This is a genomic window from Pseudarthrobacter sp. KH_020_B (assembly GCF_057840185.1).
On sequence record NZ_CM174506.1, the window covers coordinates 1,477,400 to 1,493,595 of the forward strand.

Here is a 16,196-nt window from a genome sequence, read left to right on the forward strand (position 1 = left end):
TCAGGTGCAATCGCAAATAACCATCCGACCGGCCGTTGAGGCAGACTTCCAGGCGATCGCCAGGATCACCGTGGACTCGTACCTGGCAGCCGGGTATTTCGACAGCGCGGACCATCCCTATATGCAGCAGATCCAGGATGTTGCCGCCCGCGCGGCGAAGGCCACGATCTGGGTTGCCGAGCGGGGCCGGCAGGTGGTGGGTTCCGTGACGCTGGCCCTGGCAGGCGAACCGTTCGCCGACATCGCCCTGCCAGATGAGCTGGAGTTCCGGATGCTGGTGGTGGACCCGGCGGTGCAGCGCAGCGGCGCAGGCAAGGCCATGGTGGAGGCGATCATTGAGCATGCGAAATCGCTGACGGGGATCACCGGCGTGGCCCTCACTACCGGCGGGACCTGGGAGAGCGCCCATGGCCTCTACCGGAAGACCGGCTTTAAACGGGTCCCCGAGCGTGACTGGCTGATTCCGGGCACCGACATAAAGCTGCTGGTTTACCGGCTTGACGTCCAGCCAACCTAAAGTGGTGCCGACTCATTTTCGGCACTGAAAGGCCCACCATGCGAAAAACATTCGGCACCGGCTCCGTCTGGGAGCAGACCCTCGGCTACTCCCGCGCCGTCCAGGTGGACAACACGCTTTACATCTCCGCAACGGCAGCCAGCGGCGAGGACGGCATTGTGGGCGAGGACTTCTACACGCAGACCCAGTACATCCTGCAGAAGCTCGGCGTGGTCCTGGCCGATGCCGGCTTCAGCTTCGAAGACGTGGTCCAGTCCAAGCTGTACCTGACGGACATCAGCAAATGGGAAGAGGCCGGCCGCGCCCACGGCGAGGTCTTCGGCGAGATCCGCCCCACACTGGCACTCGTGCACGTCCTGCCGTTCCTTGACCCGAAGATGCTCGTCGAAATCGAGCTCGTGGCCCAGAAGAGCGTCAGCTAGCAGGCTCCCACCCGCCCCCCCGCTGCGCGCGAACGGACACTTGGGGCCCTGGAATCCAGGGCCCCAAGTGTCCGTTCGCGCTCGAGGGGGTGTGTTAACTGGCTGGCAGGCTGTAGCGGTGTTCCGGCCGCCCGGTGGTTCCGTAGCGCAGTTGGATGTCGACGGCGCCGTCGTCGGCCAGCGAGGACAGGTACCTTTGCGCCGTGGCCCGGGAGACGCCCACCCGGGTGGCCACTTCCGCCGCCGAATACTGCTCGCCGGCGACCAGCGATTCCAGCACCGCGGCCTCGGTGGCGGAGCGGGGCTTGGCAGACGGCGCGACGTCCCCGGGGATCAGCGCCCGTTTTGCCCGCTCCACTGAGCCCTGGTCCAAAACCCCGGGCTGACCCAGGAGTCTGCGGTACCGGGCATAGGAACGCAGCTGCTGCGAGAGCGACTCGGCCGTAAAGGGCTTCAGCAGGTACCCGAGGGCGCCGCGGCGGAACGCTTTCCGCAGCGACTCGGCGTCGGACGCGGCACTGAGGATCATGGTGTCCACATCCAGCTGCTGCAGCAGGTCGAGGCCTGAGGCGTCGGGCAGGTAGACATCCAGCAGGACCAGGTCCGGGCGGAGGCTGTGGATGGCTTGCAGTGCCAGCGAGGCCGAGCCCACCGGTGCCAGCGCCAGGAACCCCGCCACGGAATCCACATACGCGGCGTGCAGCTTGGCGACGTGGAAGTCGTCATCCACGATCAGCACCCTGAAATCCTCAGGCATCGTCGTCCTTTCCAGCTAAATCCTTGGTCCCGGCGGTTGTCCCCGCCGTCGTGCGTGGCAGGGAAGCCATAAACACGGCCCCGGGTCCGCCCGGCGTCCCCGGCTCCAGCAAGCGGACGTCCCCGCCGCGCCGCCTGGCCAGCTGCCGGGCAAGGGCCAGGCCCAGCCCCTGCCCGCCACTGTTCCGTCCGCCGGCAGCCGCCGGAGCCGCCAATGCTGGGCCAGCGGCGGTCGTAAATCCCTCGGCGAAGACCGCTTCCGCATCCGTCCCGGAGGCCAGCCCGTCGCCGGAATCGGCGACGACGATGTGCAGCGTCCCGCCGTCGTCGTGCGGTTCATCCAGCACCTCCAACTCCACCCAGCGGTCCGGGGCGGAGCCCGCGACGGCGGCGTTCACCGCGTTGTCGATCAGGTTGCCGAGCACGGTGGTCACGTCCTGCGGCTCGGTGACCTGGCCGCGGACCAGGGTTTCGGGGCCGACCCGCAGCCTGACGCCGCGCTCATCGGCCTCCACGCCCTTGGCGCCCACAAAGGCCTGGAGGTAGGGGTCCTGCAGCAGTTCCGCCTGGTCCACCGGGAACTTCAGCGGCCCCGTGGCGGCCAGTCCGGCCAGGTAGTCGCGGGCCTGCTGGTGCTGCCCGATGCTCATCAGGCCGGCGATCGTGTGGAGCTGGTTGGCGAATTCGTGGCGCTGGGCGCGCAGGGCCGTGGACATGGTGCCCACGGCGTCGAGCTGCCGGGTGAGCTGCTGGAGTTCGGTGCGGTCCCGGAGCATCACCACCCAGCCCAGGTCCTCGCTCCGGTGCAGGGCCTTGCGCGCGCTGGCCACCAGGACACTGCCGCCGGCCACCAGCTCAATGGCGTCCGCCTCCGCGGCGTCCGGCCGGGTCAACGCCCTGAGCTGCCCGGGCACGGGAGCGTCGGCCCAGGGCGTTCCGGAAAGGTCCGGCTGCTCCAACAGCCGCTGCGCCGCTGCGTTGAACACGCTGATCCTGCCGTCGGCCGAAACGCCGATGACGCCGTCGTCCACGCCCTGCAAAACGGCCACTTGGTCGTGGACCAGCGTGCTGATTTCCTCAGGCTCCAGGCCCAGCGTCAGGCGCTGGAGCCGCCGCCGCAGCAGGAACGAGGCCAGCACGCCCGCCAGCAGCGCACCTGCGGCGGTCAGCCCCACCGGGCCGACGTCACGCGCAACGCTTTGGCCCACGGTCTCCATGGAGTACCCAACGCTGACCTCGCCCACAACCGTGCCAGTACCGGGTGCGTAAACAGGGACCTTGGCGCCGGCAGACGGGCCCAGCGTCCCGGTGTTCCTGGTGGTGACCTCCTGGCCGGCGAGGGCCTGCGACGGATCGGTGCTGACCTTCTCGCCCAGCCGGTCCGGATCCGGGTGCGCCAGGCGCAGGCCGGTCTCGTCGGTGATCACCACAAACAGTGCCCCTGTCCGGGTCCGGATCGCCTCGGCGGCTGCCATCAGCGGCCCGGCGCGGAGCACGGCGGGCGGGGGAGTGCCCACGCCCGCGCTGATCGCCAGCACGTCAGCCTGCACGGAAGGATCCGCGGCGACGGCGCGGGCCAGCGTCAGGGCCTGGTTTTCCGCCTCGCGGCCCACACGTTCGTAGGTCAGCCAGGCGTGGACGGCGGCGCTGAGCAGCACCACCAGCAGGACCACGCCCAGCTGAAGGAGCAGGGTCTGCGTGGAGAACCGCAAGGGCGGCGTGCGTGCCGAACGCGGCATGGTTCTCCCTTCCTCAGGTATTGGCGTGAGCACAATGCGCAAAATGCTTCGAATAAGCAGTATGCCAATCAATTGAGCCAAAGGCACTGCCGTGACCTCCGCCACCCTAATGTCTGTAGCACGCGTCACACTGCGGTGGCGTTGTTCACAAGAAGGAGCCGGCCGTGCTGGTATTACTTGGATTCGCAATGATCGCGGTATTCATGGTGCTGATCATGACGAAAAAGCTGACGCCAGTACTGGCGCTGATCATCGTCCCCACCGTTTTTGGCCTCTTCGCAGGTGCCGGACTGGGTATCGGGGACATGGTCCTGGAGTCGATGAAGTCGATGACGTCCACCGCGGCGCTGCTGATGTTCGCCATCATCTACTTCGGCCTGATGATCGACGTCGGCCTGTTCGACCCGCTGGTGAAGTTCATTCTCCGCAAGCTGGGCAATGACCCCGCCAAGGTGGTCCTCGGCACGGCTATCCTGGCGGCCGCAGTCTCCCTGGACGGCGACGGCTCCACCACCTTCATCCTCACCACCGCGGCCATGCTGCCCGTCTACCTCCGCCTGAAGATGAGCCCCGTAGTCCTCACCTGCGTGGCCGGCCTGGCCAACGGCACCATGAACATCCTGCCGTGGGGCGGCCCCACGGCCCGCGCCGCCACTGCGCTCCACCTCGACGTCAACGACGTTTTTGTCCCGATGATCCCGTCCCTCATCGTCGGCCTCGTCGTGGTCTTCGGCTTCGCCTGGCTGCTGGGCCTGCAGGAACGCCACCGCCTCCGCGCCACCGCCCCGGAAATCTGGGCTGTGCCGGAAACCGCTGAAGGGCTCGACGGCGGCACGCCGGCCGGCGGCAACGGCGGATCCGGCCGTGGTTCAGGCCACGGTTCCGCACCTGTTCCCGCAACGGGAGGCCCCGCCGTCGGAGGTTCCTCAGTAGCTGTCCTGGAACGCACCGAAACCCTGGTCGAAGAAGACGACGGCGGCCTGGCCGACACCGCCTTGGACCCCAACCGCTCCACGCTCCGCCCCAAGCTGTTCTGGTTCAACCTTGTCCTGACTGTCGCCGTGATGGTGATGCTCGTGGCCGACCTCGTCCCGCTGCCGTTCGTCTTTATGGTCGGCTCGGCCATCGCGCTGGTAGTGAACTTTCCCAACGTCAAGGAGCAGGGCGCGCAGCTGGTGGCCCACTCTTCGTCCATCGTCGCAGTGGTCAGCATGGTCATGGCTGCCGCAGTGCTGACCGGTGTCCTGACCGGCACCGGAATGGTGGAGGCCATGTCCGCGTGGCTGGTCCAGATCATCCCGTCCGAAATGGGCCCCTTCCTGGCCGTCATCACCGGCGTCCTCAGCATCCCCATGACCTTCTTTATGAGCAACGACGCCTTCTACTTCGGCGTCCTGCCGGTGCTCAGCGAGACCGCCGCGCACTACGGAATCAGCGCCGCGGAGATGGCGCGTGCCTCCATCACCGGGCAGCCGTTCCACCTGCAGAGCCCTCTGGTTCCGGCCATCCTCTTGCTCGTTTCGCTGGCCAAGGTGGACCTCGGCGACCACCACAAGAAGGTCCTGTGGCGCACCGCGGTGGTTTCCCTCGTCATGCTTGGTGTGGGAATGCTGACGGGAGCCATTGGGATCGGTTAGTCTGTAGCTGCCTGTGGCTGGCCCTTGTGACCGGGACCACGGCACCGATGTGCCCGTCTGGCGCCCGCTGGGGGTCGTCAGACGGGCACTGACGTTTCCCTACTAGACTGGTTCGGAAAACAATCCGAACTTGCAGGGGAGATCCATGGCTGCGATCAACCGTGACGATGTTGCGCACCTCGCGCAGCTCGCTCACATCGAGATGAGTGCTGAAGAGCTGGACAGGATGGCCGGCGAACTCGCCGTCATCGTTGATTCAGTGAAGTCCGTGAGTGAAGCCGCCGGTGACGACGTCCCGGCAACCTCCCACCCGATCCCGCTGACCAATGTGTTCCGCGAGGACGTTGTGGGCCACACCTTCACCGCGGAGCAGGCACTTTCGGGAGCTCCGGATTCCGATGAGAACCGTTTCAAGGTCCCGGCAATCCTGGATGAGGCATAACCATGACTGACACCAACGAACTCATCCGCCTGTCCGCCGCGAAGCTGGCCGGCATGCTGGCCGCCGGCGAGGTCACCTCCGTCGAGGTCACGCAGGCTTACCTGGACCGGATCGCAGCTGTCGACGGCGGCGAACGCGGCGTGAACGCGTTCCTGCACGTCAACACCGAGGAAGCGCTCGCCGTCGCCGCCGAGGTGGACGCCATCCGTGCCGCTGGCGGTGCCGCGGCCGAGGAACTCCACGTACTTGCCGGCGTGCCGATCGCGGTCAAGGACCTCATTGTCACCATCGGCCAGCCCACCACGGCAGGGTCCAAGATCCTCGAGGGCTGGCACAGCCCCTATGACGCCACGGTGGTCAAGCGCCTCCGCGCCGCCAAAATGCCCATCCTGGGCAAGACCAACCTGGACGAATTCGCCATGGGTTCCTCCACCGAGCACTCCGCGTACGGCCCCACCCGCAACCCGTGGGACCTGGACCGGATCCCGGGCGGTTCCGGCGGCGGTTCGGCTGCGGCCGTTGCCGCTTTCGAGGCCCCGCTGGCCCTCGGCACGGACACCGGCGGATCCATCCGCCAGCCCGGCGCCGTCACCGGCACCGTGGGAGTCAAGCCCACCTACGGCGGTGTTTCCCGTTACGGTGCCATCGCCATGGCTTCCTCGCTGGACCAGATCGGCCCGGTATCGCGCACGGTCCTGGACTCGGCGCTGCTGCACCAGGTCATCGGCGGGCATGATCCGTTTGACTCCACATCCCTGCCCGACCCCTTGGCCGACCTCGTCGCCGCTGCCCGCGTCGGCAACGTCGACGGCATGCGGATCGGCATCATCAAGGAACTCCACGGCGAGGGCTACCAAGCCGGCGTCGAGAACCGCTTCAACGAATCCCTGGAACTGCTGAAGCAGGCCGGTGCGGAAATCGTCGAGGTGTCCTGCCCCAACTTCCAGTACGCCCTCGGCGCCTACTACCTGATCATGCCGTCGGAGGCCTCCTCCAACCTGGCAAAGTTCGACGGCGTCCGGTACGGCCTGCGTGTCCTCCCCGAGGACGGACCCCTGACCATCGAACGCGTTATGGCTGCCACCCGCGCCGCAGGTTTCGGCGACGAAGTCAAGCGCCGCATCATCCTTGGTACGTACGCCCTGAGCGCCGGCTATTACGACGCCTACTACGGTTCGGCCCAGAAGGTGCGCACCCTGGTCCAGCGTGACTTCGAGGCCGCGTTCGCGCAGGCCGATGTCCTGATTTCTCCGACGGCGCCCACCACGGCCTTCAAGCTAGGCGAGAAACTCAATGATCCGCTGGCGATGTACCTCAACGACGTCGCCACCATCCCCGCCAACCTGGCAGGCGTGCCTGGGCTGACCCTGCCCGGTGGCCTGGCTGACGAGGACGGCCTTCCGGTCGGCATCCAGCTGCTGGCTCCGGCCCGCGAGGATGCCCGGCTCTACCGGGTAGGCGCAGTCCTGGAATCCTTGCTTGAGGAACAGTGGGGCGGCCCGCTCCTGGATAAGGCCCCTGCGTTGGTCGAGACCCTTGTTGCAGCCAAGGAGGCAAAATAATGAGCACCGACGCAACCCTGAGCTTCGAAGAAGCCATGGAGAAGTACGATCCCGTCCTGGGGTTTGAGGTCCACGTGGAACTCAACACCAAGACCAAGATGTTCTCCTCCGCGCCCAACGTCTTCGGCGACGAGCCGAACACCAACGTCAACGAGGTGGACCTGGGCATGCCCGGCGTGCTGCCGGTAGTGAACAGGGTCGCGATCGAGTCCTCGATCAAGATCGGCCTTGCCCTGAACTGCAAGATCGCCGAATCCTGCACGTTTGCCCGGAAGCAGTACTTCTATCCGGACACGCCCAAGAACTTCCAGACCTCCCAGTACGAGGACCCAATCGCGTACGACGGCTATCTGGACATCGAGCTCTCGGACGGGACCATCTTCCGAGTGGAGATCGAGCGCGCCCACATGGAGGAGGACGCCGGCAAGCTGACCCACATGGGCGGGGCCGCCGGCCGCATCCAGGGTGCCGACTTCTCGCTGGTGGACTACAACCGCTCCGGCGTTCCGCTGGTGGAGATTGTCACCAAGCCCATCGAGGGTGCCGGTTCCCGTGCCCCGGAGCTGGCCAAGGCCTACGTGGCCGCCGTCCGGGAGATCGTCAAGAACCTTGGTGTCTCGGACGCGAAGATGGAACGCGGCAACGTGCGCTGCGACGCGAACGTGTCGCTGCGCCCGCACGGCCGCGAACGCTTCGGCATCCGCTCCGAAACGAAGAACGTCAACTCGCTGCGCGCCGTCGAACACGCCGTCCGCTACGAGATCCAGCGGCACGCCGCCGTCCTGGACTCCGGTGATCCGGTCATCCAGGAAACGCGCCACTGGCACGAGGACACGCGGACGACGACGTCGGGCCGGGCCAAGTCCGACGCTGACGACTACCGCTACTTCCCGGAGCCCGACCTGGTTCCGATCGTTGCGTCCCGCGAGTGGGTGGAGGAGCTCCGCGCCACGCTGCCCGAGCCGCCGGCCGAGCGCCGCAAGCGCCTGCAGGCGGACTGGTGCTACTCGGACCTGGAATTCCGCGACGTGGTCAACGCCGGCGTAATGGACGAGATCGAGGAAACCATCGCTGCCGGCGCCACCGCCACCGTGGCCCGCAAATGGTGGATGGGCGAGATCGTGGGCCGCGCCAAGAACGCCGACGTCGACCCCGGCCAGCTGGGCGTCCAGCCCGCCACCATCGTGGAGCTGAATCGGATGGTCGAGGACGGCAAGATCAACAACAAGATGGCCACCGCAGTGCTGGACGGCGTCCTCGCCGGCGAAGGCACCCCGGCGGAGATCGTGGAGCAGCGCGGCCTCGCCGTGGTTTCCGACGACGGCCCCCTCCTGGAAGCCATCGACGCCGCACTCGCCGCGCAGCCCGACGTCGCGGACAAAATCCGCGCCGGCAAACTCCAGGCGATCGGCGCGATCGTGGGCGGCGTTATGAAGGCCACCCGCGGGCAGGCCGACGCCGGCCGCGTCAAGGAGCTGATCCTCGCGAAGCTCGGAGTTGAAGGCTAGCCGAGGGCTAAGCCGCCTGTTTTAACCCAACTGGGTCGCAGCAGATGCTGTTATGAGCGCTCATAACGACGTCTACTGCGACCCAGTTTGGCGTTAAGTAGTACTCACATTCCACAGGCCGCAAAGTACCCGTGTTCAGCAGGGCGCCGCGGTTCTACACTAAAGTCCCAGGGCGCCGGAGCCCTGCCTGTGCTGTGGGAGGGAATGGCCATGTCGGTCCAAAAACCGTTGAGAATCCGCAAGGCTTTACTGGCCGGCGCCGTGGCGCTGGCGCTGACCGGCACGGGTGTCGCCATCGCCTGGTCCGCCACGGACACGCCGTCGCCCTCTCCGTCCGCCCCCGCGCCGGGGAAGTCGGACATGGCCCCGGGCAACGAGAAACCGGCCAAGGCCCAGCGCCCGCAGCACCTGCATAGCGAAAGTGTGGTGAAGAAGGCGGACGGGACGTTCGAAACCGTGCTGACCCAGCAGGGCACCGTGGACGCCGTCAGCGAAACCTCGGTCACCATCAAAAGTGAGGACGGCTTCACCCAGACCTACGCCGTCAACGCGGAGACCAGGATCATCAAGTTCCCTGCCCCGGCCGCAGACGGTTCGCCGGCAAGGGGCGACGACGGCAAACGGCTGAAGCGCTCAGAGGTCACCATCGCGGAAATCGCCGCGGGCGAGGCCGTCAGGGTCTCCGGCGTCAAGGACGGTGACAACGCCACCGCCCGGCAGATCGTGGAAGGCGCCGGCACCGGTCCGGGCCTGGGCCATGGAAAAGGAATGGGCAAGGGCCACGGCCACGGTAAGCGATTCCCCAAGTAGCTGGCATTTAACGTCGTCAAAACGCGGAATGGCGACGTTAAATGCGAGTCAGTTGGGCTGGGTGCGTAGCGTTAGTTGGGCCTAGCCGCCCTGTTCCACCAGCCCGGTCATGATCGCCTGCAGCGCCTCGCACACAATCATCACCGAGCGGCGCTTGAGGTTCTCCGGGCGGGCCAGGATGTCGATCCGCCGCCGGGTGCTGATGCCCTCAAGCGGCCGCAGCACAATGCCCGGGTTGAGCACCGGCCGCGCCGTATGCCGCGGCAACAGGCCCACCACACCCCCTGCCGCGACCAGCGCAGCAACGGTGGAGTAGTCGTTGATCCGGTGGACGATGTTCAATTCCTTGCTGGAGACGGCCGCGACAGCAGACAGGACGTCGGCGGGGGAGTACCCGGTGTGGCTGGTCACCCAAGGTTCCCCCACGACGTCGGCCGCGGTGACAGTATCGCGGTCCGCCAAAGGATGCGAGGCCGGGAGGGCAACGTCCAGCGGTTCGTGCGCCAGCGGAATCACCGCCACCCGCTCCTCCGGCCAGCGCGGGCTGTGGTCCATCCTGTGCGCCAGCACCAGGTCGTACCGCGCCGTCAGCGCCGGGAAGTCCTGCTGCGCCACGTCCTCGTCGGAGAGCTGGATCCGCGGCTGGCCGGGCGCGTCCAGCATGCGCGCAAGCGGCGCGAACAGCGCCTGCCCCGCGCTGTGGAAACCGCTGATGGTCACCGTGCCAGCGGGCGAGCCGTGATACGCGCCGATCGCCGTGCGGGCGTCCGCCATGGCACTGACGACGGCGGCACCGGCGTCGGCGAGCACCTGGCCGGCCTCGGTCAGCACCAGGTTGCGGCCCTCTTTCCGCGTCAGCGGCACGTCAACGTTGCGCTGCAGCAGTGCCAGTTGCTGTGACACTGCGGACGGGGTAACCATCAGCGTCTCCGCCACCGCTTTCACACTGCCCAGGGCCCCCAGCTCGCGGAGGATTTCCAGCTGATGAATTTCCATCCACCCAGTCTATGCATTAGTAAAAGCTTCATCGTCGATTGAGAGAAGTCTGCTTGTGCTAATGCTTTGAAATGGCTCTAATGAAGGGAGACCACACCCGCAGGCCGCGGGTCCGCTGCCAACAGTCAGGAAGCCAATGAAGGCACTCTACAAGTCCGGTGCACACGCCGGGTTCGAGCTGGTTGACCGGCCCGAGCCCGAAGCCGGCCCCAACGACGTCAAGATCCGGGTCATGACCACCGGGATCTGCGGCACCGACCTGCACATCCAGTCCTGGGATGCCTGGGCCCAGAGCATGATCGAGGCGCCACTCATCGCCGGTCATGAGTTTTACGGTGAAGTTGTGGAAATCGGCGACGGCGTCCGCGACGTCAAGGTGGGAGACCGGGTCTCCGGTGAAGGCCACGTGGTCTGCGGGATCTGCCGGAACTGCCGCGCTGGCCGCCGCCACATGTGCATCCACACCGTCAGCGTCGGCGTCCAGCGGGACGGCGCCTTCGCCGAGTACGTGGTCATCCCCGAAACCAACGTCTGGGTCCACAACGATCCCTCCATCACCCCGGAGCTCGGGGCCATCTTCGATCCGTTCGGCAATGCCGTGCACACTGCCCTCAGCTTTCCGCTCGTGGGCGAGGACGTGCTCATCACGGGGGCAGGACCCATCGGCCTGATGGCCATTGCCGTGGCCCGCCATGCCGGGGCGCGCAAGATCGCCATCACCGATGTCTCCCAGCCGCGGCTCGAGCTGGCACGCCAGCTGGGCGTGGACCTCGCCATCGACGTCTCCACCACGCGCGTCAAGGATGCCCAGCGTGAACTCGGCATGCGGGAGGGCTTCGACATCGGGATGGAAATGTCCGGCCACCCCACCGCCTTGCCTGAGATGATCAACAACATGAACCACGGCGGCCGCATTGCCATGCTCGGCCTGCCCAGCCAGGACATCACCATCGACTGGGGCAAAGTGGTCACGCACATGCTGACCCTCAAGGGCATCTACGGCCGGGAAATGTATGAGACCTGGTACGCCATGAGCGCCATGCTCTCCTCCAACCCCGTGCTGCACGCCGGCATTTCTGCGGTAGTGACGGACAAGCTGCCCGCCGCAGAATGGGAAAAGGGCTTCGATACCGCCCGCGCCGGCGTCGGCGGAAAAGTTGTCCTCGACTGGACCGAACTCTAAGGAGCACCATGTACACCTCCATCAAGGACCAGCTGCAGGCCGAGCTGGACGACATCCGCACCGCCGGGCTCTTCAAAACCGAACGCAGCATCAACTCCCCGCAGTCCAGCCACATCACGGCTGGGCAGATCGGCCAGCCCGGCGCCACCGTCCTGAACTTCTGCGCCAACAACTACCTGGGCCTCGCGGACCACCCGGACATCATCGCCGCGGCCAAGTCCGCCATGGATGCCCGCGGCTTCGGCATGGCCAGCGTCCGCTTCATCTGCGGCACCCAGGACCTGCACCTGGAACTGGAAGCCAGGGTCTCCAGGTTCCTCGGGACCGAGGACACCATCCTGTTCTCCAGCTGCTTCGACGCCAACGGCGGCGTCTTCGAATCCCTCTTCGGCCCCGGGGACGCCATCATCTCCGATGCCCTCAACCACGCCTCCATCATCGACGGCATCCGGCTCTGCAAGGCCCAGCGGTTCCGCTACGCCAACCAGGACATGGCGGACCTTGAGGCCAAACTCGTTGAAGCGAAGGATGCCCGGCGCAAGGTCATCGTCACCGACGGCGTGTTCTCCATGGACGGCTACCTCGCGCCGCTGGAGGCAATCTGCGACCTCGCCGAGAAGCACGATGCCCTGGTGATGGTGGACGACTCCCACGCCGTCGGTTTTATGGGCCCCACCGGTGCCGGAACCCCCGAGCACGCAGGCGTGTCCCACCGCGTGGACATTTACACGGGAACGTTCGGCAAGGCCCTGGGCGGCGCGTCCGGCGGCTATGTGTCCGGCCGCAGTGAGGTGGTGGCCATGCTCCGCCAGAAGGCGCGTCCGTACCTGTTCTCCAACTCTCTCGCCCCCGCGATCGTTGCCGCCACCATCAAGGCCCTTGACCTCGTTGAGAATTCCGGTGACCTGCGGACCCGGCTGTTCGAGAACGCCCGGCTGTTCCGCCGCCGGATGACAGAAGAGGGTTTTGAACTCCTGGACGGCGAACACGCGATTGTTCCCGTGATGTTCGGGGATGCCGTGATGGCCGCCAAGGTGGCGGACCAGATGCTCCAGCACGGCGTCTTTGTCACCGCCTTCAGCTTCCCGGTGGTCCCGCGCGGCGCCGCCAGGATCCGCGTGCAGCTTTCGGCGTCGCACTCAGCGGACGACGTCGAAGCGTGCGTGGGTGCGTTCGTCGCCAGCCGTGCGGCAGTAGCGGGCTAGGAAAACCCGCCACACCGTGGTTTCGCTCCCCAACCGCCCACTAGCCTCGCAAGCTCGGCCAGGGAACCCGGCGGTCGTGGCCCCGGCTCAACCACCGGTGGTTGAGCCTGTCGAAACCAGAAGGAACGCCGCAACCCGGCAACTCTGCAAGGATGGAGCCATGGCAGCACACTACGACGTCCTGATTGTGGGCGGCGGCATCGCCGGCCTGTCCCTCGCCTCCGCGCTGGCCGGCAGCTGCAGCGTGGCGCTGGTGGAGGCGGAGCAGGAGCTGGCGTACCACACGTCCTCCCGCTCCGCCCGCCAGCTGATTCCGAGTTACGGGCCGGATGTGGTCCAGGAACTCACCGTCCGGACCCTGGAACTGATGGCGGCCCGGGACGCGCAACTGCCCGAGCCGGTCCTGTCGCCGCGGAGTTTTATGCTCATCGGCACCGAGGAATCAGTCCGCGCCGAGGGCAGCGGCCTCATGCGTCCCATCACGCCTGAACGGGCACTGCAGCTGTGCCCTGCGCTGGTACCGGGCTCCTTCTCCGCCGCCGGCCTGGACACCGGATCCTACGGCTGCGATGCCCCGCTGCTCCTGGCCGACCACCGGCAGCGGGCCGCGGCCGCCGGCGCCGACATCATCACCGGCGCCCGGGTCCATTCCGCCCAGCGGCTGGGCTCGGGGTGGGAGATCGGGGCCGGGCAGGAAGCCTTCGAAGCCGGTGTGCTGGTCAACGCGGCCGGCGCCTGGGCCGACGAACTCGCCGTGATCAGCGGCGTGGAGAAGCTCGGGCTGCAGCCGTACCGGCGCACGGCGGCGATTGTCGACGTCGAACATCCCCTGCCCGGGCACAGCCCCATGGTGGCGGCAGCGGACCACACGTTCTATTTCCGCCGGGAGGGCACCGAGGTGCTGATCTCGCCGTCGGAAACGGTGCCCAGCGGACCCGAGGACGCCAGGCCGCGGCCCGGCGATATCGAGCGGCTGATCGTGAAGCTCAACCAGCTGACCACGTTGGGAATCCTCGGAGTTCGGAGCGCGTGGACGGGGCTTCGGACCGAGGCAGCCGACGGCGTCCCGGTAGCCGGTTTCGACGCCGAAGCCCCCGGGTTCTACTGGCTCGCCGGCCAGGGCGGTTACGGTTTCCAGACGTCATCGGCCATGGCGGAGCTCGCCGCCGCGCAGATCCTGGCCGGACAGGGCGTGGGCCGCACCGGGCAGGGCGCCGGTGCGGCCCACCATCCGGCATCCCGGACAACGGAGGCGCTGGCGGCCACGCGCTGGTCCATCCGGCGCTGAACAATGGAACCCATGAGTACCCTGATCACCAACATTGCCGAACTGATGACCCAGGACCTGGAACACCGTGTCCTTAAGAATGCCGCCGTGGTGATCGAGGGCGAACGGATCGCCTGGCTCGGTTCCGCCGCGGATGCGCCGGCGGCCGATGACGCCGTGGACGCCGGCGGCCGGGCCGTGTTGCCGGGCTGGGTGGATTCGCACACGCACCTGATCTTCGCCGGCGACCGCACTGCGGAGTTCGAGGCGCGGATGGCAGGGGAGTCGTATTCGGCCGGAGGCATCGCCGTCACCATGGACGCCACCCGGCGCGCCTCCGATTTCGACCTCACCCGGCTGGCGATGGCGCGCGTGTCCGAGGCCGTGTCGCAGGGCACCACCTACCTCGAAACCAAGACCGGCTACGGGCTGGATGTTGAGCACGAGGCCCGGAGCGCCCGGATCGCCTCCACCGTCGCGGACGAAGTGACCTACCTGGGCGCCCATCTGGTTCCCGCGGGCAGCGATGCGGAGGCCTATACCGATCTCGTCTGCGGGCCCATGCTTGACGCCGTCCGGCCCTACGTCCGCTGGGCGGACGTGTTCTGCGAGGAAGGCGCCTTCACCGCGGAGCAGTCCCGCCGTGTGCTGAAGGCATGCCGCGCGGCCGGGCTGGGGATCCGCGTCCACGGCAACCAGCTCGGCGAAGGTCCAGGCGTGCAGCTGGCAGTGGAACTCGGGGCGGCCAGCGTGGACCACGTGAACTACCTGGCGGCTGGTGATGTGGCGGCGCTGGCGGAAAGCTGGTCCGGCTGGAACCCTGGAAGCGGCACCGGGACCCGCGGCACGGTGGCAACCTGCCTCCCCGCGTGCGATCTTTCCACCCGGCAGCCGCTGGCCCCGGGGCGTGAACTGCTGGATGCCGGTGTGCAGGTGGCGCTGGCCTCCAACTGTAACCCGGGCACCTCGTACACCAGTTCCATGGCGTTCAACGTGGCTACGGCCGTGCTGCAGATGCGACTGAGCGTCCACGAGGCGGTTCGCGCCGCAACGTATGGTGGCGCGCTGGCGCTGCACCGGGAGGCAGGGCACGACGCCGACGGCGCACGGGCGGTGGGTTCGCTCGCCGTCGGACACCGGGCAGACCTGCACATGCTCAACGCCCCCTCAGCCACTCATCTCGCGTACCGTCCGGGCATGCCGCTCACGTACGCTGTGTGGCGGGCCGGTGCGCGGGCACGCTGACCAGGGCAGCACTTTGTGATTGCGAGATGATCATTTGTGCCTGTTATGATCAGATAACGTCATATTTTGGTGACTGTTTGACGCTGAGACTGTTTGACGCTGAGAGGCCCCCATGACCCGCACTGACCGCCTGACGGCCATCCTGGACATCCTCGCCAAGACCGGCCAGGTGGAGGTGGAGGAGATCGTCACGCAGCTTGCGGTCTCGCCGGCCACGGCGCGGCGGGACCTGGACAGCCTGGCCAAGCGGCGGCTGCTGACCCGGACCCGGGGCGGGGCCACCACCGGCGCCCTGGCCTACGACCTCCCCGGGCGGTACAACCGCGACGACCACGCCGAAGCCAAGGAACAGATCGCCCAGGCCGCCTCGGCGCTGATTTTTCCCGGCGCGGTGATCGGGCTCTGCGGCGGAACCACCAGCACGGCCCTGGCGCAGATCCTGGCCACGCGCGAGGACCTCAACGCTCCCGCGAACCAGTCCACACTGACAGTAGTCACCAACGCCATCAACATCGCTGCGCAGCTGGCTGTCCGCCCCAACATCAAAGTCATGGTGACCGGCGGCATCCTGAACCCCCGCTCGTACGAACTGGTGGGCCCGTACACCGACATCATCATGCAGAAGGTGGTCATGGACATCGCCTTTATCGGCGTGAACGGCATTGACCCGGTGGTGGGCCCCACCAACACGGGGGAGGGCGAAGCGTCGGTGAATGCCCTGCTGGCCAGCCGGGCCCGGATCTCCTATGTGCTGGCCGACTCCTCCAAGGTGGGGGTCAGGGCCTTCGCCACCATGGACGGCTACGCGTTCAACCGCCTGATCACCGACTCCGGCATCTCCGCCGAGGACAAGGCGGCGTTCGAAGCCAACGGCACCGAAGTGATTGTGGCCCCGCACTAAAACGGC

15 protein-coding genes are annotated in these 16,196 nt (G+C 67.0%); 12 read left to right on the plus strand and 3 right to left on the minus strand.

The features are described from left to right. Positions 1-4 precede the first annotated feature (4 nt). On the plus strand, positions 5-517 hold the full coding sequence (locus AC3IT0_RS06920; RefSeq protein ID WP_489323012.1) for a GNAT family N-acetyltransferase: 513 nt from the start codon (positions 5-7) through the stop codon (positions 515-517). A gap of 38 nt (positions 518-555) precedes the next feature. Continuing rightward, positions 556-939 carry a RidA family protein gene (locus AC3IT0_RS06925; RefSeq protein WP_489323013.1) on the plus strand — a complete coding sequence of 128 codons (384 nt, stop codon included), beginning with the start codon at positions 556-558 and terminating at the stop codon, positions 937-939. 94 nt (positions 940-1,033) lie between these two features. On the opposite strand, the gene AC3IT0_RS06930 is transcribed toward AC3IT0_RS06925, so the two are convergent. Further along, positions 1,034-1,696 (minus strand): response regulator, encoded by a 663-nt coding sequence (locus AC3IT0_RS06930; RefSeq protein WP_489323014.1) that lies wholly within the window; start codon positions 1,694-1,696, stop codon positions 1,034-1,036. Next, on the minus strand, positions 1,689-3,434 hold the full coding sequence (locus tag AC3IT0_RS06935) for a sensor histidine kinase (RefSeq protein WP_489323015.1): 1,746 nt from the start codon (positions 3,432-3,434) through the stop codon (positions 1,689-1,691). The genes AC3IT0_RS06930 and AC3IT0_RS06935 overlap by 8 nt, the downstream gene beginning before the upstream one ends. A gap of 164 nt (positions 3,435-3,598) precedes the next feature. Here AC3IT0_RS06935 and AC3IT0_RS06940 point away from each other — a divergent pair, with 164 nt between their 5' ends. From AC3IT0_RS06940 to AC3IT0_RS06960, 5 genes are all read left to right on the plus strand, one after another. Further along, positions 3,599-5,071 carry a CitMHS family transporter gene (locus AC3IT0_RS06940; RefSeq protein WP_489323016.1) on the plus strand — a complete coding sequence of 491 codons (1,473 nt, stop codon included), beginning with the start codon at positions 3,599-3,601 and terminating at the stop codon, positions 5,069-5,071. 145 nt (positions 5,072-5,216) lie between these two features. Then, positions 5,217-5,513: an Asp-tRNA(Asn)/Glu-tRNA(Gln) amidotransferase subunit GatC gene (gatC, locus tag AC3IT0_RS06945; protein ID WP_056348187.1), complete on the plus strand. Its 297-nt coding sequence runs from the start codon at positions 5,217-5,219 to the stop codon at positions 5,511-5,513. Between the two features lie 2 nt (positions 5,514-5,515). Then, the gene (gatA, locus tag AC3IT0_RS06950) at positions 5,516-7,075 is read left to right on the plus strand and encodes an Asp-tRNA(Asn)/Glu-tRNA(Gln) amidotransferase subunit GatA (protein ID WP_489323017.1); all 1,560 of its coding nucleotides are present in this window, start codon (positions 5,516-5,518) and stop codon (positions 7,073-7,075) included. Next, positions 7,075-8,583, plus strand: a complete 1,509-nt coding sequence (gene gatB, locus AC3IT0_RS06955) for an Asp-tRNA(Asn)/Glu-tRNA(Gln) amidotransferase subunit GatB (RefSeq protein WP_489323018.1) — start codon at positions 7,075-7,077, stop codon at positions 8,581-8,583. Before gatA ends, gatB begins: the two co-directional genes overlap by 1 nt. A gap of 210 nt (positions 8,584-8,793) precedes the next feature. Next, positions 8,794-9,393, plus strand: coding sequence for a hypothetical protein (locus AC3IT0_RS06960; protein ID WP_489323019.1), 600 nt, complete (start codon positions 8,794-8,796; stop codon positions 9,391-9,393). 81 nt (positions 9,394-9,474) lie between these two features. On the opposite strand, the gene AC3IT0_RS06965 is transcribed toward AC3IT0_RS06960, so the two are convergent. After that, positions 9,475-10,389 (minus strand): LysR family transcriptional regulator, encoded by a 915-nt coding sequence (locus AC3IT0_RS06965; RefSeq protein WP_489323020.1) that lies wholly within the window; start codon positions 10,387-10,389, stop codon positions 9,475-9,477. Positions 10,390-10,525: 136 nt separating this feature from the next. Here AC3IT0_RS06965 and tdh point away from each other — a divergent pair, with 136 nt between their 5' ends. From tdh to AC3IT0_RS06990, 5 genes are all read left to right on the plus strand, one after another. Further along, on the plus strand, positions 10,526-11,572 hold the full coding sequence (gene tdh / locus AC3IT0_RS06970) for an L-threonine 3-dehydrogenase (RefSeq protein ID WP_489323021.1): 1,047 nt from the start codon (positions 10,526-10,528) through the stop codon (positions 11,570-11,572). Between the two features lie 8 nt (positions 11,573-11,580). Next, a complete protein-coding gene (locus AC3IT0_RS06975; protein ID WP_489323022.1) occupies positions 11,581-12,777 on the plus strand; it encodes a glycine C-acetyltransferase in 1,197 nt (398 codons plus the stop codon). A 160-nt stretch (positions 12,778-12,937) separates the two neighbouring features. Further along, the gene (locus AC3IT0_RS06980) at positions 12,938-14,065 is read left to right on the plus strand and encodes an NAD(P)/FAD-dependent oxidoreductase (protein WP_489323023.1); all 1,128 of its coding nucleotides are present in this window, start codon (positions 12,938-12,940) and stop codon (positions 14,063-14,065) included. Between the two features lie 12 nt (positions 14,066-14,077). After that, positions 14,078-15,289 carry an imidazolonepropionase gene (gene hutI, locus AC3IT0_RS06985; RefSeq protein ID WP_489323024.1) on the plus strand — a complete coding sequence of 404 codons (1,212 nt, stop codon included), beginning with the start codon at positions 14,078-14,080 and terminating at the stop codon, positions 15,287-15,289. A gap of 112 nt (positions 15,290-15,401) precedes the next feature. Continuing rightward, complete coding sequence (locus AC3IT0_RS06990) at positions 15,402-16,190, plus strand: DeoR/GlpR family DNA-binding transcription regulator (protein ID WP_489323025.1); 789 nt, start codon at positions 15,402-15,404, stop codon at positions 16,188-16,190. Positions 16,191-16,196: the final 6 nt, after the last annotated feature.